Source organism: Variovorax sp. SPNA7 (genome assembly GCF_033807855.1).
Taxonomy (GTDB): domain Bacteria; phylum Pseudomonadota; class Gammaproteobacteria; order Burkholderiales; family Burkholderiaceae_C; genus Variovorax; species Variovorax beijingensis.
Window position 1 is genome coordinate 1,145,414 of sequence record NZ_CP138514.1, and the last position, 16,967, is coordinate 1,162,380.

Here is a 16,967-nt window from a genome sequence, read left to right on the forward strand (position 1 = left end):
CCACTCACAGCCGCGTGATCACGCGGAACGCATTGCCCTCGGCGCGGGCCAGGTAGATGGGGGTGTGGGTGATGCCGTCGGCGCCGTAGGCCGCGTCGCGCGCGCTGCGGTAGCGCAGCGGCGACCCGCCCAGCCCCTCGTGGCCGGCCGCCGGGCGCCGCTGGCGCTCGAGCAGCGCCGCGAGGAAGTGCATGCCTTCATAGGTCGACTGGCCGAAGGTGTTGAGCGTGGGCGCGCGCTCGCCGAAGTGAGAGCGGTAGCGCTCCTTGAAGGCCAGGTTGGCCTCGGTGTCGAGCGTGGCGAAGTAGCCGCAGGCGACGTAGAGGTCCTCGGCGTTGTCGGCGCCGATGCCCAGCAGCTCGTTCTCACCGATCGCGCACGACAGCCTGAACATCGCGCGCGACAGGCCGGCGGCACCGAAGGCGCGGTTGAACTCGATCGCGTCCTGCCCGACCAGCGACAGCACGACCGCGTCGGCGCGGCCGCGACGCAGCGCGTCGAGCGCCTCGGAAAAGTCGGTGGTGCCGAAGGGCACGTACATCTCGCCGACCAGCTCGCCGCCGGCCTCGGCGATGTAGCCGCGCGCCATGCGGTGCGACACGTGCGGCCACACGTAGTCGTTGCCGATGGCAAACCAGCGCCGCGGGCGCTTGCGCGCACCGAGCCAGCGGATCGCCGGCCCGAGCTGGCGCGCCGTCGTCTCGCCGATGGCAAAGACGCCCGGCGTCGACTCCCCGCCTTCGTAGAGCGGGGTGTAGACGAACGGGATCTGCCCGCCCACGGCCCGCAGGATGCGCTGGCGCACGGCGCTGGTGTGCATGCCGATGATGGCGTCGATGTCGCCCGCCTGCACCAGCTCGATCAGCGTGGCCTCGATGTCGGGCGCATCGTCCGCGGCGTTGACGGTCAGGAGCCGGCAGCCGCGCCCGCCGATGCCGGCCTCGCGGTTGAGCTCGGCGACGGCCAGCTTGGCTGACGACATCGCGGACGGCCCCCAGATGCCGGCCGTGCCGCCCAGCGGCACGCACAGCGCGATCTGCAGTTCCTGCCGCGCGAGCGCCGGCCGCTCGGCCCGTGCGAAGGGCGCGAAGGCAGGCGGGCGAGGCATGACCGGTCCAGGGGATGAAAACATCGGGAGCTCCCGGGCAACGCACCAAGACGGCAACAGGGGCAGACGCTATCGCAAAAATCGCGCCAATACTTTCCTGGGAAAAGGATCGTTGCTAAACTGGCGGCTTCCAACCACGCGACAAAGACCGTTGCCTCGCCCCATGCCCGAGCAAGACATTTCGCAATACCTGGCGTACCTGCTGGCCTCCGCCAACCGGCGCATGCGCATCGGCCTGGCCCAGTCGATCGCGGCGGAAGAGGTCACCGAGGAGCACTGGCGCATCCTCCAGGTGCTGGGCGACGAGCAGGGCCGCTCGATGGGCGAGCTGGCCGAGCTGGTGCTGCTCAACCACCCCGCGCTCACCAAGAACATCGACAAGCTCGTGAGCCGCGGCCTGGTGCAGCGCGCGGCCGACGCGGCCGACAGCCGGCGCGTGCTGGTCTACATCACCGACCTCGGGCTGGAGACCGTGTCTCGGCTCAAGAAGAGCGTGGACGCGCACCACCACCTGATCGAGGAGGCGCTCGGCCCGCGCAAGACCAGCCAGCTCAAGAAGCTGCTGGAGACCTTCATCGACGAGTGCGAGGCCGGCTGAAGCATTCGCTGTCATGCACCTCAATCGATGAGTGTGCGCTCACATAACAGACACCGTCAGAGGCCGGCCACGCCGCGCTGAAGCGCGAAATCCAGCAGCACGCGGTCGGAGGGCTCTTCGGGCCAGGTGTCCTCGGCCAGCCAGCGGAAGAAGGTGGTCGCGGCCACGCGGCTGGCCGGGCCGTCGCGGCGCCAGGCGCGCGCGATGGGGGCCGCCACCTGGTCGAGCCGTTCGGCCTCGAAGCGCGCGCGCACCTCGGCCTGCATGGGCTGCGGCATCTCGGCGAACACGGCGCGCGCCTGCCCCATGCGGTCGTTCTCCCAGAGCTCGCGGATGCGCCGCAGCCGGTCGGCCTCCGACAGCACCGGCGCGGGCGGCGCCAGCGCCGGTGCGGGGCCGCTGCTGGGTGCCGGCTCCATCGCGGTCACGCCGGCATAGCCCTTCTTCAGCGCATCCTTGAAATACGCCGCCGGCGACTTGAGCACCGGCATCGAGGCATTGCGCAGCCGCTGGTCCACATGGTCGAGCGTGGCGCGGATCTGTCCTTCGTCGGTGGTGGCATAGAGATCCTGCGCCTCGTCCTGTTTCAGGCCCAGCGCGATCAGGCGCCCGACCAGCGCCAGGTCGAAAACGTTGCGGTTCGACGCGCTGATGTCGCCCAGGCGCTGCTGGACCTTGGGAACGACCCGGAACTGGATCTCCTCGATCTTGCGGCCGCGCTTGTGCTCGATCAGCTCGAGCCCGAAGTCCTCGCACAGCGCATCGATCTCGGCCAGCGCCTTGCTGATGACGTCGCGCTTGAGGAAGCGGTAGTCGACCTCCTTGATGTCGCTGCGGCCCGTGAGCACCGCGGCCCACCAGACCACGTCCTCGCGCATCGACAGCCGCCCCGGCGAGGTGAGATAGCGCGCGCCGATCTCGTACAGCACCGCGGCGGAATAGCTGCGCATCTGGCTGCTCATCTCGAGCAGCACGCGCGTGTACTGGTGCGGCTTGACCAGCCGCTCCTTGATCTCGTCCGGATAGCGCCAGGTCACCATGCAGGGCCGCCCCCTGCCCTGCTCCTCGATCGTGACCGTGCCGAGCAGCTGCGAGGACACCCAGCGCTTCAGGGAGCTGCTGCTGGTCGACCACTCGATGGTCGTGGCCTGCATGTCGCGCAGGTGCGACTTGAGCAGCTCGGTGTTGTTGGAGTTGAAACGGGCGTCGCCGATCAGTTCGCTCAAGGTCAGCCGGTAGACCGGCTCGTCCACGCCCTGGCGCTGCGAGTGGTAGAGCAGCGCGTTGTAGATGCGCCGCGACAGCAGGGTGAGCCGGCCGCGCTTGGGACGGATGGCGATGGCTTCGTTGGCCTTGGCAACGCTTTGCTCCTCCGCCGTGGGCGGCTGCCGCGGCGGAGACCGGGATTGTGAATTGTCTTCTTCGACCATGGTCCGCTGCGGCAATCAGATGGTTTCACATCATGCCTTCGCATTGTGATTCAGTCAATTCACATTACACCGGCAATGGTGCCTTGGTATGTTTGCAGATAAACACTTGGGGAATTGAAGAATTGGGATTCCGCTTTCCTCCATCGTGACAATCACTTAGCTCCTCTCGTGTGAGATCGGTTGGGATTGAATGTGAGAACGGATGGGATTTGGCGTGAGCCTTGTTGGGAGACAAGCGCCACTTCTGTGAGTCCGGATGGGTTCCAATGTGAGTGGATATGGGTTCCAGCCCCGGGCGGCGCCCCTGTTTGGGGCCGGCGGCGGCAGCGAGGCGCGCAAAAGACCTGCGCAGAGCGCCTTGCCCCCGGTTTTGGGGTCCTGCAGCGGCCGGCATGCGAGGGGCCGGGGTTGGGGTCCCCAATCTTCCTCACAATACTTCGCGGCGCTGCAGCTGAGTTCTCCGCGAAACTTGTTCATTCGACAGATTCTCATAGAATTGCCGTATTCTGTCGAATAAGGTCAAACAAAATGTCCGTTCCCGTCCCTCCTATCGTTGGAAACCTGGTTTCCAACGATGTCCAGGTGCCTCCCCGCCAAACCATCAACATGCAGAAGATCGCGGCGCTGGCGACCCGGGCCGGGTCGATGGTCGAGCAGATCCGGGGCATGCTGCTGGCGCCGGAAGCCCGCAAGATTCCGCCCACCTACTCCACCGCCCAGCTGGCTTCCCTGTGCGGCGTCGACAAGGCGCACGTGGCCTACCGCATCACCAAGGAAGACTTGCCGGCCGGCCGGCTGACCCCCTCGGGCGGCAAGCGCACCTTCGAGCTCGATGAACTGCGCCGCTGGACCCGCACCTACCGTGCGGAAAAGATGCGGCCGGCCGGCCGCAAGGCCATCACCATCGCCGTAGGCAATTTCAAGGGCGGCGTGGCCAAGACGACCACGGCCATGGTGCTGGCGCAGGGGCTCAGCCTGCGCGGGCACCGCGTGCTCGCGATCGACACCGATCCGCAGGGTTCGCTCACCACGCTGCACGGCCTGCTGCCCGAAGCCGAGGTCACCGAGGACATGACCATCGGGCCGCTGTGCGACGGCTCCGAGAACGACATCCGCTACGCCATTCGCTCGACCTACTGGGATGGCATCGACCTGGTCGCCGCCGCGCCCTTCCTGTTCTCGGCCGAGTTCGCCCTCCCCGCGCGCCAGATGCAGCAGCCCGGCGCCAAGTTCTGGGACGTGCTGAACGAAGGCCTGGAATCGGTGCGCGACCTGTACGACGTGATCGTGATCGACACGCCCCCTTCTCTTTCGTATGTCACGATCAATGCGCTGTGGGCGGCCAACGGCATCGTCGTTCCGGTGCCGCCCTCGGGCCTGGACTTCGCCTCGTCGGCGCAGTTCTGGTCGCTGCTCGCCGACCTGGGCGGCAACCTGGACGGCCAGAGCAAGGACCGCGAGGGCAAGGCCTTCGACTTCCTGCACGTGCTGCTGAGCCGCGTCGACGCGGCCGACCCGGCCATGCCCGCGGTGCGGCAGTGGATCCAGGCCACCTATGGCGAATACACGCTGCCGGTCGAAATTCCGAAGACCAGCGTGACCAGCAACAAGGCCGCGGAATTCGCCACGGTCTACGATGTGCAGAAATATGAAGGCGCCGCCAAGACCTACAAGCGCGCAGTGGACGCCTACGATTCGTTCGTCGAGCTCGTCGAGCAGTCGGTGATCGGCGCCTGGACGGCGCAAGGAAAGGCCAAGCAATGAGAAAGCTGGCGATGTTTGGGGAAAGCGCCTCGGGTGGAAACCAGGTTTCCACCGGCGTGCTTTTCTTGTCTGTACCCGCCGCATCACAAGCCGTGGAAACCAGGTTTCCACCGCTGCGGCTTCCCCAGGCCCGATGCGGCGCGGCAGTGTCGCGGTACCTGCCGAAGGTTGCGGGCCGCATCGGCAGGCGGCCCCGTTTCACGGGTTTCACGGCATCGAGCGCGGCGCAAGCCGCGCCAAGGAGTGTCCATCATGGCTAGCACCCGCAAGCGGCTGGAGGCGTTGACCGCCGGCCTGATGCTTCCCGAGGCGGCAAGGGATCCGGTCGATGCGCCGGCCCCGGCGGCGGCTCCCGCAGTGCCCCCGTCGGCATCGAACGCCGTGGAAACCAGGTTTCCACCTGCCGTCGGCGGCTCGCTCGCGCCGCGCACCGGCCCTGGCCAGATGATGGCTTTCCGCGGCCAGATCCAGCAGGTCGAAGGCGAGATGGCGGCGCTGCGCGAAAAGCTCAGCCAGTACGAGGGCTCGCTGCCGACGCGCAAGATGGACCCCAAGACCATCCATCCCAGCCGCTGGGCGAACCGCCACGACGCCTCGTTCACGAGCAGCGCCTTTGCGGGCCTGAAGGCGGACATCGAGCATGCCGGCGGCAACGTCCAGCCGATCCTGGTGCGGCCGCTCAAGGACGAACCCGGCCAGTTCGAGATTGTCTTCGGCCATCGCCGGCATCGGGCCGCGCTGGAACTCGGCATTCCGGTGCTGGCGTCCATCTGGGTCGACGAACTCGGCGACGCGGCGCTCTTCGCCGCCATGGACCGGGAGAACCGCGAGCGCGCGGACCTGTCCAACTACGAGCAGGGCCTGATGTACCAGCGTGCGCTCGAAGAGCAGCTGTTCCCGACGCAGCGCCAGCTGGCCGAAGCGCTGGGCGTGAGCCATACCTGGGTGCGCAAGGCGCTCATGGTGGCGCAGCTGCCGACGGCCGTGGTGGAGTGCTTCCGCAGCCCCCTGGAGATCAGCTTCCGCCATGCCGAGCAGATCAATGCCGCCATGGAAAAGGACCGCCGCGGCGTGCTGAAGCGGGTGGAACGGCTGCGGGGCCACAGTCTCGCGCCGGCCATGGTCGTCGCCAGGCTGCTCGACGCCAAGCCCGGTTTCGAACGCTCGGAAAAGCTCGACATCCTGTCGGCGGGGCAGAAGATCGGCACGCTGGTGCGCGCCAAGAGCGGAGAGATCACGATCACACTCGTTCCGGACGCTGCCACCGAGGCGAGCCAGGACGCGCTCGAAGCCGGCATCGCCGAAGCCCTGCGCAAGGCCCGCACGCTGTAATTCGCCTGCCCGGGGAGGAGGGCAGGGCTAATGTGAGAACCGTTGGGATTTGCTGGGGCGGCTACTTCGGGGCATGCGGCGGCCGCAACGGCCCCGGCCTTGGGGGTCATGGCGACGCCGGGGCAGGGCAGGGCAGGAATCAAAAACCGGCCTGGCCCGCCTCGTGGGACCCGGCCTGGCCAGGGCTTGCGCGCCTAGGGCCGAACCACAATGGCCGGAGGCTGAATGACGATCGCAGGGGGCTGGACCACAACGCCCGGCTGCGGGCCTGCATAGACCGGCGCTTCGTACACGGGGGCGCGCGAGGCGTGGTCCTTGCACTTGCGCTTTTCCTTGTACTCGCCGTTCTTCTCCCATTTGCGCTCGACCTTGCACCGGCCGTCCCAGAACTCTTCCTTGTACTCGCGGCCGCCGTGCCCGCCTTTGCCGCGACCGTGGCCGCTCTCGTCCTTGTACGGGTCCGCGGCGGCGGGTGCAATGGCACCGGCGGCGAGCAGGGCAACCAGGGCCAGGGGGCGCAGAAGCGGATTCATGAAAGACCTCGAATGTGATTTGTTCCCATGGCCGGGCATCGTACTAGAGGCAACGCGGTCAGCGCCCCATGGGCCGAGGGGGACAAGCCACAGATGCTGCCGGACAGGGGTGCCTTGGGAGGATGGATCTCGGGGATCAGCGGCTGTTGCATGGTTCCCACGGCTTCCGGTGGCGACCACCGACACTGAACAACCCGGATAAAATCCAATCAAATCAACAACTTAGGCGAAGGTGCTCGCGGAGATGCTTGGTTGCAACACAAAATGTGTATTGATGATTACTTCAGTTATCATCAGCCAATTCATGACAACGACCACCGTACCAGACGGCCGGCCGGCATCCGCCAAGGCCGTGTTGCATCCCGCCATACCGGCGAGATGCAGCGCCGCATGAGTGCGACAGACATGCCTGCCGTTCCCACACCCTCCCAACTGTCCCACATCGATGACGACGAGCTCGCGCGCCTGGCGTCGAACTGGCGGGCCCTTGCGGGCCGCGGCGACCGCGAGGCCTTCGGCATCGCGCATGCGCTCGAGGTCGAGCAGCGCCGGCGCACGCGGATAAGCCAGCTGCAGCAGTTGCCGGAGGATCCCGGGCCGGCGCCGCGCCCATGGTGGAAGTTCTGGCAGTCGACGGCCGGCGAGCGGAACCCGACATCGGCCTCATGAAGGCCCTGATTCCGCGCAAGCTGCACCGCGGACACTTCGCGTTCATGCGGGCGCTGGCCCAGGGGCTCGACGAACGGGCCAGTTGGGACCGCTACCTGCGGCTCGAAGGCGAACACACCGACCTGCGGACCGTGCGCCGCACCATCGCCTGGATCCGCGACGAATTCGCGGCGGCGGCGCGGCGCGAGCACAAGCCGGGCACCGCCCGGCTGATCCTGCTCGATGCCGACCGCTTTTCCGCGGCGCCGGCGCTGCCGAGCCTGGCCGAGTTCGCCGTGGCGAACGGCCTGGAAGATTTCTCCGAATTCGAACAGGTCGAGGCCTACGAGGCAGCCTACCCGGCCGCGGGCAAGGCAGGGCAGGGCGCCCGGCCCTCGCGGCGGGCGCGCGTGGTCGAGCGCCAGCTCGAAGCGCTGCGCTGGCTCGAGAACCTGGTCGCCCAGGACCCGCGGCCGCTCGACAGCGTGTCGGCATGGCTCAATCCCTCGGTGGCGAGCCGCCTGGAACGCGCCGGCTTGCGCACGCTTCACGCGCTGGTCGAGCACATCAACGGCATCGGCTCGCGCTGGTGGGTGCATGTGCCGGGCGTGGGCGAGCTCAAGGCGGCGCGCATCCTCGACTGGCTGCGCGCCAACGAACAGGTGCTGGGACTGCGCATCGGCGCCCACGCAATGACGCCCCGGGCGCAGCTCGGCCCGCTGGCGCTGGCCGCGGTGGTGCCGGGCGGCACCGCGCTCGTGCCTTATGAAAAGTTCGTGCTCCCCGCCGAGCTCGACGGCAGCGCAGGCACCAACCGCGCGCCGCGCGGGCAGTGCCTCCTGATGGCAACCAACGACCACGAGGCCGTGGGCGCCTGGCTCAGCGCCAAGCGCGCGGGCGATGCCACCGCCGACCTGTCGGCCACCCAGCGCGCCTACCGCAAGGAGGCCGAGCGCCTGTTGCTCTGGGCGGTGCTGGAGCGCGGAAAGGCGCTGTCGTCGCTCACCGTCGAGGACGCGATCGACTACCGCGACTTCCTGCTCGATCCGCCTGCCCACTGGTGCGGCGCGCGCCATCACCAGCGCTGGTCGCCGCTGTGGCGGCCGATGGAAGGGCCGCTGGCGCCCTCGGCGCTGCGCCAGGCCATCGCGATCCTGCGCAGCCTGCATGCCTTCCTGGTGAACCGGAACTACCTGGTGGGCAACCCCTTTGCCACCCTGGCGCCGCCCGCGAGCCTGCAGCAGCCGCTGGACTCCAGCCGCGCGCTGAGCTTCGCGCAGTGGGACCATGTCGATGCGCTGCTTCAGGCGCATGCCGATACCGAAGCCAGGCGCCGGCTGCGGCGCGGCATGCGCTGGCTCTATGCGACCGGCCTGCGGCTGGCCGAGATCACCAGCGCCAAGTGCGAAGACCTCGAGCAGATCGAGTACCGCACGGCCGACGGCGCGCCGGCCACCGGCTGGCAGCTGGTGGTGGCCGGCAAGGGCGGGCGCTGCCGCCGGGTGCCGGTGCCGCCGGCGCTGGTGGCCGAGCTCGAAGACGAACTCGCCCGCCACGGCTTCGAGCGGCAGGTCGGCGCCGTGAGCAACCGCGGCATCCACGTGCTGGCGCGCTTCGATGCTGAACTGCGCCGCCCGGCCGCATGGTCGGCCTCGGGCCTGTACCAGGCGATCAAGGCCTTTGTCGCGCAGGCCGCGGTCGGCCTGCGCGGCGTCGAAGCGCAGCAGCTCAAGAAAGCGAGCACTCACTGGCTGCGACACTCGCATGGATCCCATGCGCTGCGGGGCAGGGAAGGGCAGGTGCCGGTGCCGATCCAGGTCGTGCAGAACAACCTCGGACACGCCTCGGTGGGAACCACGGCCATGTACCTGGCCACCGCGCACGCGCAGAGCCATACCGAATTGCGCTAGCTGCTAGCGCGCCTGGGCGCTCGCTCGCAGGCCGCAATCTGCGCAAGATGCGAGCCATGCAAACACCGGTTCCCCGCCTTTCGGTTCCTGCCGCCACGGAGGCGCGCCATGCCAGCTAGCACCATGGACAAGGACTGGCTGTGCTTTCACCCGAACCCGTCGAAGCCGCGCTTCACGCCGCCGCCCGGCGCGGTGGACGCGCACTGCCACGTCTTCGGCCCGGCGGCCACCTTTCCCTATGCGCCCGAACGCAAGTACACGCCCTGCGACGCATCGAAGGATCAGCTCTTCGCCTTGCGCGACCTGCTGGGCTTCGAGCGCAACGTGATCGTGCAGGCCACCTGCCACGGCAGCGACAACCGCGCGTTGCTCGATGCCCTTGCGCATTCGAACGGGCGCGCGCGCGGCGTGGCCTCGGTCGCGCCGGACGTGAGCGATGCCGAACTGCACCGACTGCACGAGGCCGGCATCCGCGGCGTGCGCTTCAACTTCCTCAAGCGCCTGGCGGACTTCACGCCGCGCGAGGTGCTGATGAACATCGCCGAGCGCATCGCGCCGCTCGGATGGCACGTGGTCGTGTACTTCGAGGCGCAGGACCTGCCCGAGCTCTGGGATTTCTTCACCCGCCTGCCGACGACCGTGGTGGTCGATCACATGGGCCGGCCCGATGTGGCCCAGCCGGTCGACGGGCCGCAGTTCGAGCGCTTCGTGCGGCTGATGCGCGAGCATCCGAACGTGTGGTCGAAGGTGAGCTGCCCCGAGCGCATGTCGGTCTCCGGGCCGCCGGCCTACGATGACGTCGTGCCGTTCGCGCAGCGCCTGGTCGAGACCTTCCCGGACCGCGTGCTGTGGGGCACCGACTGGCCGCATCCCAATCTCAAGACGCACATGCCCGACGACGGCACGCTGGTCGACATGGTTCCGCGCATCGCGCGCACCGCGCAGCTGCAGCAGCAGCTGCTCGTGGACAACCCGATGCGGCTGTACTGGGCCTGAGAGGCGGCAAGCGCTTGCTTCGTGTGGACGGACCCCTAGACTCCAGCCCCATGGACCTCAAGCAGCTGGAGTACTTCGTTCGCGTGGCCGAGCTGGGGAGCTTCACGCGCGCGTCGATCGTGATCGACGTGGCCCAGCCCGCGCTCAGCCGGCAGGTGCGCCAGCTCGAAGTGGAGCTGCGACAGAACCTGCTGACGCGCAACGGCCGCGGCGTCACGCTGACCGATGCGGGCACGCTGCTGCTGGCGCATGCCAGGGGCATCCTGCACCAGATCGAGCGCGCCAAGGAAGACCTTGGCCGCATGCGCGGCGCGCTGGCCGGCCGCGTCACGGTGGGCCTGCCGCCGAGCATCGCCAAGCGCATTGCCGTGCCGCTGACCCGCGCCTTCCGCCAGCAGTTGCCCGATGCGCGCCTTGCCATCACCGAGGCGCTGTCGAGCGCGCTGCAGGAATCGGTGACCGCGGGCCGCATCGACCTCGCGCTGCTCTACAACCCCGCGCCCTCGGCCGACATCGACAGCGTGGTCATCCTCGAAGAAGACCTGTACCTGGTCGGACCCGCCACGCAATTCGGTGGGGAGATCTCGCTGCGCGAGGTGGCGTTGCAGCCGCTCGTGATCCCGACCCAGCCCAACTCCATCCGCATGCTGGTCGAGGCGGAAATGGCCAACATCGGATGCCGCCCATCCATCGCGATGGAGATCGACGGCGTGGCCGCGATCCTCGATCTTGTCATCGATGGCGTGGGCTCGGCGGTGCTGTCCTCGAACGCGGTGCTCACCGCGCCTCGGCCGGAGGCTTTCGGCACTCGGCGGATCGTGGATCCTCCGCTGCGCAGCCGGCTGGCATTGGCCGTCAGTTCGCAGCGGCCGGCCACGCTGACCCAGCAGGCCGTTCTCAAGCTGGTGCGCGAGGTGGTGGACCAGACGATGAACGCTTCGCCGGCACCGGCGCTCACTGCTTCGGAATGCCGGCCAGGCGGATGACTTCCGACCAGCGCTGAATCTCGTCCCGGAGGAGGTCCGCCTGCTGCTGCGGCGTGCTGCCCTGCGCCTCCACGCCGAGCTGGCGCAGGCGCTCCTTGACGTCCGGTGCGGCGAGCGCCGCATTGGCTTCCTTGTTGAGCCTCGCGATGACCGCGGCCGGCGTCTTCGCGGGCACGGCAAGGGCGTTCCATGACGAGACCTTGAAACCGGGCGCGCCGCTCTCCGCCACCGTCGGCGTGTCCGGCAGCGCGAACGAGCGCTCCGCGCCCATGACCGCGATGGCGCGCAGCGACTTGCCGCTGATCTGCCCGAGGATCGGCGCGAGGATCTCGACGCCGGCGTCGACCTGCCCGCCGCGCAGTGCCGTGATCAGCGCGGGCGAGCCGTTGAACGGAATCACCTGCGCGTCGATGCCGGTGCTGCGCTTGAAGAGCTCGGCCGCCAGATGCTGAGTGCTGCCCACGTTGATCGTGCCGATGTTGACGGTGCCGGGATGCGCCTTCGCATGCGCCAGCAGCTCCTGCATCGTCTTGAACCTGGCATCGGCGGCCGTCACCACGGCCATGTCGAAATAGCCGAGCGTCGACACCGGCGCGAAGTCGCGGACCGTGTCGAACGGCAGGCGCTTGAAGAGCCCCGCGCTCACGGCATTGCCGTTGGACATCAGCAGCACCGTGAGCCCGTCCGGCGCCGCCTTGGCCACCGCGTCCGAAGCGACCACGCCGCCGGCGCCCGGCTTGTTGTCCACGATGATGCTCTGGCCCATGGCCTCCGACATCTTCTGCGCGACGGTGCGCGCCGTGAGATCGGCCACGCCGCCGGGGCCGAAGGGCACGACGAGGCGGATGGGCTTGGTCGACGAGGGTGGCTGCTGCTGCGCGTTCGCGCCTGCGCAGAGCAGGGAGAGTGCGGCCAGCGCGAGCGCCGAGCGCCGGGTGGTTTTCAGCAGGATGTTCATCGGGTTCGACTCCAGTGTGGGACAAGCATGCACGGCATCTCAGAAGCGGTGCCGCACGCCGAGCGCGAGGCTGGCCCGCCGCGCATATCCCGTGAGACGGTCCGAGAGATAGACCGCGTAGAGATCGGTGCGCTTCGAAAGGAAGTGGTCGTAGCCGAGCGCCGCCGTGGTCCGGCGCGTGTCGGCCAGCGGCGTGTCGCGCTGCGTGCGGGCGACCGACGCCATCACGCGGCCCGCGCCCACGGGCGCCGCGGCACCGAGCTGGGTGGTGCGGGTCCGGGTGCGGATGTCGGGCGTGTCGGTATGAAAGTGCTGGCCGTAGACCTTCACCATGCCGAAGTCGTACGAGAGCCCGGCCATCTGCGCCTTCTGGCTTGCGATGGGCGCGGCAAGGCCCGGGCCCACCTTGACCTGCTGGGCGGAGACCACCGCGGCGAACGGGCCCTTCGCGTAGTTGACGGTCAGGTTGAGGTTGTGCCGGCCGGGGCGGTCCGCCACCTCGCCCAGCCCATACGCCGCGGACACCCGGAACCCCGCCAGGTCGGGCGAGGCGTACTGGATGGTGTTGTCCCAGACGCTGTCGCCCAGCACCGCGCGGTTGTAGCCGGTGTTCCAGACCTGCAGCATGACCGGGCTCAGGTTGGCGGAGGCAAGGAAGGGATTGAAGTTGCCCGTGGCCGCGTAGAGCGCATTGGTCTGCCGGCCCAGGCTCAGCTGTCCGTAGGCGCCGCCGAGGCCGACATAGGAATTGCGCGAGAAATAGGGATCGGCCGACGTCCTTCCGAACGTGCCGCTGTCGGCCTGGATGAAACTCTCCAGCGCAAAGAACGCCCGCAGGCCGCCGCCCAGGTCCTCGGTGCCCCGCACGCCCCAGAAGGAGGTCGTCATGCCGCCGCTGTTCAGCACCCTGGTGTGGCCGGGCTGGTCGCTGCGGCGCAGCGAACCCACGTATTGGTCGAGCACGCCGTAGATGCTTGCGCCTTCCGCGAACGCGTCCTGTGCAAAGGCCGGGCAGGCGCCGAGCGAAGCTGTCGTGAGGCCCGCCGCGAGGCAGGCGCGAGCGCGCATATCCATTCGTTTGTCTCCGTCTTTTTTGAAGCGCCGGTGGCTGTCCTGGGTCGGGCTCCGGCGTGATGGACTATCGCCACTCGGGCGGCGGCTCGCTATCCGGCGCGGCCACTTTTAGATATGTCGCGGCGGCATGGCTGGCTCGCGCGCCTTCCTCGCTAAGATGCGCGCGGGACCGCATCGCCTTGCCACCGAGGACATCTCTTTGACCATCAACCTGCAAACGCTCAAGTGCGGTGAATGCGGCAGCGGCATGCTCCAGCGCTCGGGGCTCAACCAGTACGCCTGCGCGCATTGCGGCTCGGTGTCGATCGTCGAGGACAACGTCTCCGACCGGCTGGAGCGCGTGCTCGAGCAGGTCAAGGACGAGGCCGGACGCAGGCTGGCGGTCGAGCAGTCGGCGCGCGGCCGCAGCGCGGCCCGGTCGATGGGCCTCGCGGTTGCGGCGGTCGTGGTGTTGATCGCCGGTGTTTTCGGCGTCATGGCCTATGTCGTGGACCGCAACCAGCCGGAGCGCGCCTCGATGGCGCCGCGCACGATCCCGAGCGAGGGCCTCCGGCTCGAGGCACGCCAGGTGCTGGCGGGCAGCGGCAGTCCGGCGCAGCCCTGGCTGCTGGTGACGGCGCGCAACGAGAGCGGTAGCGCGATCGAGCGGCCGAAGGTCCATGCGATCTTCTACGACCGCGACAGCCGCGTCGGCGAGCACAGCGAATCGCTGCCGATCGGCACGCTGATGCCCGGCGAGACGGCGCCGGTGCTGATCAAGCTGCCGAGCGATCAGGCCGTCACGCGCTACGAGCTGCAGGCCGACGCGCTGTCGACGCCCTTCTGGACGACCGAGGGTCCGCCGCTGCAATTCACGCGCGTGCGCCTGGTGCAGCAGGCGGACGAGGTGTGGCTGTTCGGCCGTCTTGCCAATGCGCGCAAGGACGCCCTGGCGCTGACCATCGTCGAAGTGCTGGTCACGCTGTACGACGATGCCGGTGCGGTCATCGGCGTCGGGCGGGGCTTCTCGCAGGCCACCGAACTCAGGCCCGGCGAACGCAGCGCCGCGGAAGTGCGCATCGAGCGCCTGGGCAACCGCAAGGTGCCGATCGCGGCATGGGACTACCGCATCGACTACAGCCTGACCGAAGGCGCGCAGCAGGCCAAGAAGCGGGTGCTGACGAGCAGCAGCCGCGTGATCCGCACGGCCGGCGCGCCCGAAATATTGCGCGCGTCGCAGCGCATGAGCAGCGCGGACCTGCTGGCCGACAGCGGCGCCGAGCAGGTCGACAAGGCGCGCTGAGGTCGCTGCGGGCCGGGCTACTTTCTCCTGCGGCCCGATGAGACCGGCTGCGCCGAGGTCTGCGAAGGCGCCGCGCCGCCATCCACGCCGAGCCGGCCGCCGCCGCCCAGGCCCTGGCCGCGCACCGTCTGCGCCTTGTAGCTGCGAAGCGAACGCACCATCTGGTTGAAGGCGTCCATGAAGGCCGCGGCAATCAGCTTGCCTTGCGGCGTGCGGGTGTAGCCGCCGATGTTGCCGCCACCGCGCAGGCCGCTCAGCTCGCCGAGGCCCGCGAAGTCGGTCTTGGAAGCGCTGCCTTCCGATGCCGCGACCTGCACGCCCGAACGGTTGTCGATGAGCGTCAGCAGGGCTGCGGCTTCCTTGGTCTGGAGACTGGCGCCCAGGCTCGCGATCGCGCGGCCGCGGCCACCGCCGATCAGCCCGCCGATGGTGCCGCCAAGCCCGCCCGCGTCGTTGTTGCTGAACACGATCTCGGGCGACAGGCCGTAGTCGGAAGCCACCATCTGGCCGCGGCCGAAGTTGCTGCCGCCGCGCATTTCACCCGACTGCATCAGTGCGCGCTCGCGCGTCATCGCGTTCATGCCCGAGGCGCCGCGCTCCACCACCACGAAGCAGTTCGACTGCTGTACCAGCAGGCGCAGCAAGTTGGCCGTGGGCGGCAGCTTGTATTCACCGGTGAGCACGGTGTACCAGCCGGCATCGACGTTCTCGATCAGCGAGACGGTGCCCAGCGGCGAATCGCAGCGCTCGAGCGCGCTGCTCTCACCGGAGGTGGCCGAGCCCGCGGCGCTGCCCGTCGCGACGGTCTTGGCCGACTGGCTGCCCATCTGCATGTCGAGCGCGGGCATGTTCTGGCAGCCGGCAAGCGCCAGGAGCATTGCCGCTGCTGCCGCGGCCATGGCCGGTCTCGAAAGCGCGCGCTGCTGGCGTGGCTTGCCTGTGGACTTCTTCATGCGATCCTCCCCCCGTTGGTTGCGAAAGGGCCGGAATGCGGCCCTGCGCAAATTTAGTGGGAAGGCAAGATTGCCCACAGTGTCTAAAGTCACTTCTTGCGCCGCTGCGGGTTGTCCGGCTCGCAGCAGCCGCAGGACCTCACTTGATGTCGAAGACGCTGATCTTGGTGGTCTGTACCACTTGATGGATCGTGGGTGCATTCGGGTACTGGCTCATAGCCTCCGTGCGCAGCGCAAACCCCCGATACGGGCCCTCCGCGGCAACCCAGTAGACCAGGTCGAAGGTCTGTGTCATGGGCGTAGGAGTGGTGACAGTGGTCACCCCATGCGAGGTGAACTTGCAGGCCGCGAAGGTTCCCACAGCACTCTGGAGGGTCTCGCGGCCCACGTAGGTGTAGGACTTCGTCGTCGTGTTTTCTTCGACGTGGTCGGCGTATTCGTTCTTGGCGGTGTAGGTGAACTCGTAGGTCTGTCCGGGCTCCATGGCGATCGGCTGCCGACTCGGCGGGCTCATCGTCTGGCGGACGTTGCTGCTGGTCATGCCGTAGAACAGCAGGAAGCCGTCCTGAATGGCGTTGTAGTCCATGTTGGTCCCTGCATGGCTGCCGTCGTCCCCGTAGAAATCGTACTTCGTCTCCACGGTCGCCGCGCCATTGAACTCCTTGGGTCCCGTGACGGTCCTCACCGTGCGCCGAGGCGGCGTCGCGCCATCCCCGCTGACGGTGTGTTCGAGATCCATGATCGTTCCCGTCCGGAAGAACCCCTCGTTAAAGCAGGCTGCCGAACTGGTGGCCGATGCCACCGCGACGGTGACCGTGATCGTCGCGGCCGAGGACGTGAGCCCGGTGGCATCGGACACGGTGTAGCTGACCACCGTCGGGCTGCCGGTGAAGCCGCTCGCGGGAGCGAAGACTACCGCCCCGTCGCTGCCGACCTGCCAGCTTCCTTCGTTGGGCACCTGCAGGCTGCGCCCGTCGGCGGACAAGGTGGCGCCGGCCGGCGGCTGCACGAAGCGCACCGAATTGCGGTCGAGGTTGCCGTCGGCATCCTGGTCGTTGTCGAGCACGTTGATGGTGACGCTGGCACCGGCCTGGCCGCTGGCGCTGTCATTGGCTGCCACGGGTGCGGTACCGGCGGGGCTGCCCGTGCCGCCACCGGGGGTGCCTGCGCCTGGAGTACCCGCGCCGGGCGTACCCGCACCGGCAGGAAGACCGCCTGCAAAGCCGCCGCCGCCCGAACCGCCCCCGCCGCATGCCACCACCACCGCTGCGACGGCCACGGCCACCGCACCCATTGCCCATGGATTCTTCTTCATACGATTCTCCCTGTTGAGTGTCAAAGGCCGGGATCCGGCCCCGCGTCAATTTAGGAGAAGCGAAGAAGACCCCATAGTGC

Annotated in this window: 15 protein-coding genes; 8 read left to right on the forward strand and 7 right to left on the reverse strand. The window is 68.4% G+C overall.

Annotation, left to right across the window (positions count from 1 at the left end):
* Positions 1 to 4: 4 nt before the first annotated feature.
* Positions 5 to 1,108: a substrate-binding domain-containing protein gene (locus tag RZE77_RS33175; RefSeq protein ID WP_319434655.1), complete on the reverse strand. Its 1,104-nt coding sequence runs from the start codon at positions 1,106 to 1,108 to the stop codon at positions 5 to 7.
* Positions 1,109 to 1,271: 163 nt separating this feature from the next.
* Between RZE77_RS33175 and RZE77_RS33180 the strand changes: the two genes are divergently transcribed.
* Positions 1,272 to 1,706, forward strand: a complete 435-nt coding sequence (locus RZE77_RS33180; protein WP_319442914.1) for a MarR family winged helix-turn-helix transcriptional regulator — start codon at positions 1,272 to 1,274, stop codon at positions 1,704 to 1,706.
* Positions 1,707 to 1,762: 56 nt separating this feature from the next.
* Here RZE77_RS33180 and RZE77_RS33185 read toward each other — a convergent pair whose 3' ends face one another.
* Positions 1,763 to 3,136, reverse strand: coding sequence for a replication initiation protein (locus tag RZE77_RS33185; RefSeq protein ID WP_319442915.1), 1,374 nt, complete (start codon positions 3,134 to 3,136; stop codon positions 1,763 to 1,765).
* A 582-nt stretch (positions 3,137 to 3,718) separates the two neighbouring features.
* Between RZE77_RS33185 and RZE77_RS33190 the strand changes: the two genes are divergently transcribed.
* Both RZE77_RS33190 and RZE77_RS33195 read left to right on the forward strand, forming a co-directional pair.
* Positions 3,719 to 4,900 (forward strand): AAA family ATPase, encoded by a 1,182-nt coding sequence (locus RZE77_RS33190; RefSeq protein ID WP_319434661.1) that lies wholly within the window; start codon positions 3,719 to 3,721, stop codon positions 4,898 to 4,900.
* A gap of 252 nt (positions 4,901 to 5,152) precedes the next feature.
* The gene (locus tag RZE77_RS33195; protein WP_319442916.1) at positions 5,153 to 6,232 is read left to right on the forward strand and encodes a ParB/RepB/Spo0J family partition protein; all 1,080 of its coding nucleotides are present in this window, start codon (positions 5,153 to 5,155) and stop codon (positions 6,230 to 6,232) included.
* Between the two features lie 194 nt (positions 6,233 to 6,426).
* Here the strand turns inward: RZE77_RS33195 and RZE77_RS33200 are convergent, their stop codons facing one another.
* Positions 6,427 to 6,765 (reverse strand): hypothetical protein, encoded by a 339-nt coding sequence (locus RZE77_RS33200; protein ID WP_319442917.1) that lies wholly within the window; start codon positions 6,763 to 6,765, stop codon positions 6,427 to 6,429.
* A gap of 405 nt (positions 6,766 to 7,170) precedes the next feature.
* Here RZE77_RS33200 and RZE77_RS33205 point away from each other — a divergent pair, with 405 nt between their 5' ends.
* The 4 genes from RZE77_RS33205 (at position 7,171) to RZE77_RS33220 (ending at position 11,305) form a co-directional block, all read left to right on the forward strand.
* Positions 7,171 to 7,434 carry a hypothetical protein gene (locus RZE77_RS33205; protein ID WP_319442918.1) on the forward strand — a complete coding sequence of 88 codons (264 nt, stop codon included), beginning with the start codon at positions 7,171 to 7,173 and terminating at the stop codon, positions 7,432 to 7,434.
* The gene (locus tag RZE77_RS33210) at positions 7,431 to 9,323 is read left to right on the forward strand and encodes a phage integrase family protein (protein ID WP_319442919.1); all 1,893 of its coding nucleotides are present in this window, start codon (positions 7,431 to 7,433) and stop codon (positions 9,321 to 9,323) included. The genes RZE77_RS33205 and RZE77_RS33210 overlap by 4 nt, the downstream gene beginning before the upstream one ends.
* Before the next feature lie 108 nt (positions 9,324 to 9,431).
* Positions 9,432 to 10,319: an amidohydrolase family protein gene (locus RZE77_RS33215; RefSeq protein WP_319442920.1), complete on the forward strand. Its 888-nt coding sequence runs from the start codon at positions 9,432 to 9,434 to the stop codon at positions 10,317 to 10,319.
* Between the two features lie 50 nt (positions 10,320 to 10,369).
* A complete protein-coding gene (locus RZE77_RS33220) occupies positions 10,370 to 11,305 on the forward strand; it encodes a LysR substrate-binding domain-containing protein (protein ID WP_319442921.1) in 936 nt (311 codons plus the stop codon).
* Here the strand turns inward: RZE77_RS33220 and RZE77_RS33225 are convergent.
* Both RZE77_RS33225 and RZE77_RS33230 read right to left on the reverse strand, forming a co-directional pair.
* Positions 11,274 to 12,263 carry a tripartite tricarboxylate transporter substrate binding protein gene (locus RZE77_RS33225; protein WP_319442922.1) on the reverse strand — a complete coding sequence of 330 codons (990 nt, stop codon included), beginning with the start codon at positions 12,261 to 12,263 and terminating at the stop codon, positions 11,274 to 11,276. The two genes, RZE77_RS33220 and RZE77_RS33225, sit on opposite strands and share 32 nt — an antisense overlap.
* A gap of 39 nt (positions 12,264 to 12,302) precedes the next feature.
* A complete protein-coding gene (locus RZE77_RS33230; RefSeq protein ID WP_319442923.1) occupies positions 12,303 to 13,337 on the reverse strand; it encodes a porin in 1,035 nt (344 codons plus the stop codon).
* A 199-nt stretch (positions 13,338 to 13,536) separates the two neighbouring features.
* Between RZE77_RS33230 and RZE77_RS33235 the strand changes: the two genes are divergently transcribed.
* Positions 13,537 to 14,619: a hypothetical protein gene (locus RZE77_RS33235; RefSeq protein WP_319442924.1), complete on the forward strand. Its 1,083-nt coding sequence runs from the start codon at positions 13,537 to 13,539 to the stop codon at positions 14,617 to 14,619.
* Between the two features lie 17 nt (positions 14,620 to 14,636).
* On the opposite strand, the gene RZE77_RS33240 is transcribed toward RZE77_RS33235, so the two are convergent.
* A complete protein-coding gene (locus RZE77_RS33240; RefSeq protein ID WP_319442925.1) occupies positions 14,637 to 15,572 on the reverse strand; it encodes a peptidoglycan-binding protein in 936 nt (311 codons plus the stop codon).
* Positions 15,573 to 15,711: 139 nt separating this feature from the next.
* Complete coding sequence (locus tag RZE77_RS33245; protein WP_319442926.1) at positions 15,712 to 16,887, reverse strand: Ig-like domain-containing protein; 1,176 nt, start codon at positions 16,885 to 16,887, stop codon at positions 15,712 to 15,714.
* Positions 16,888 to 16,967 lie beyond the last annotated feature (80 nt).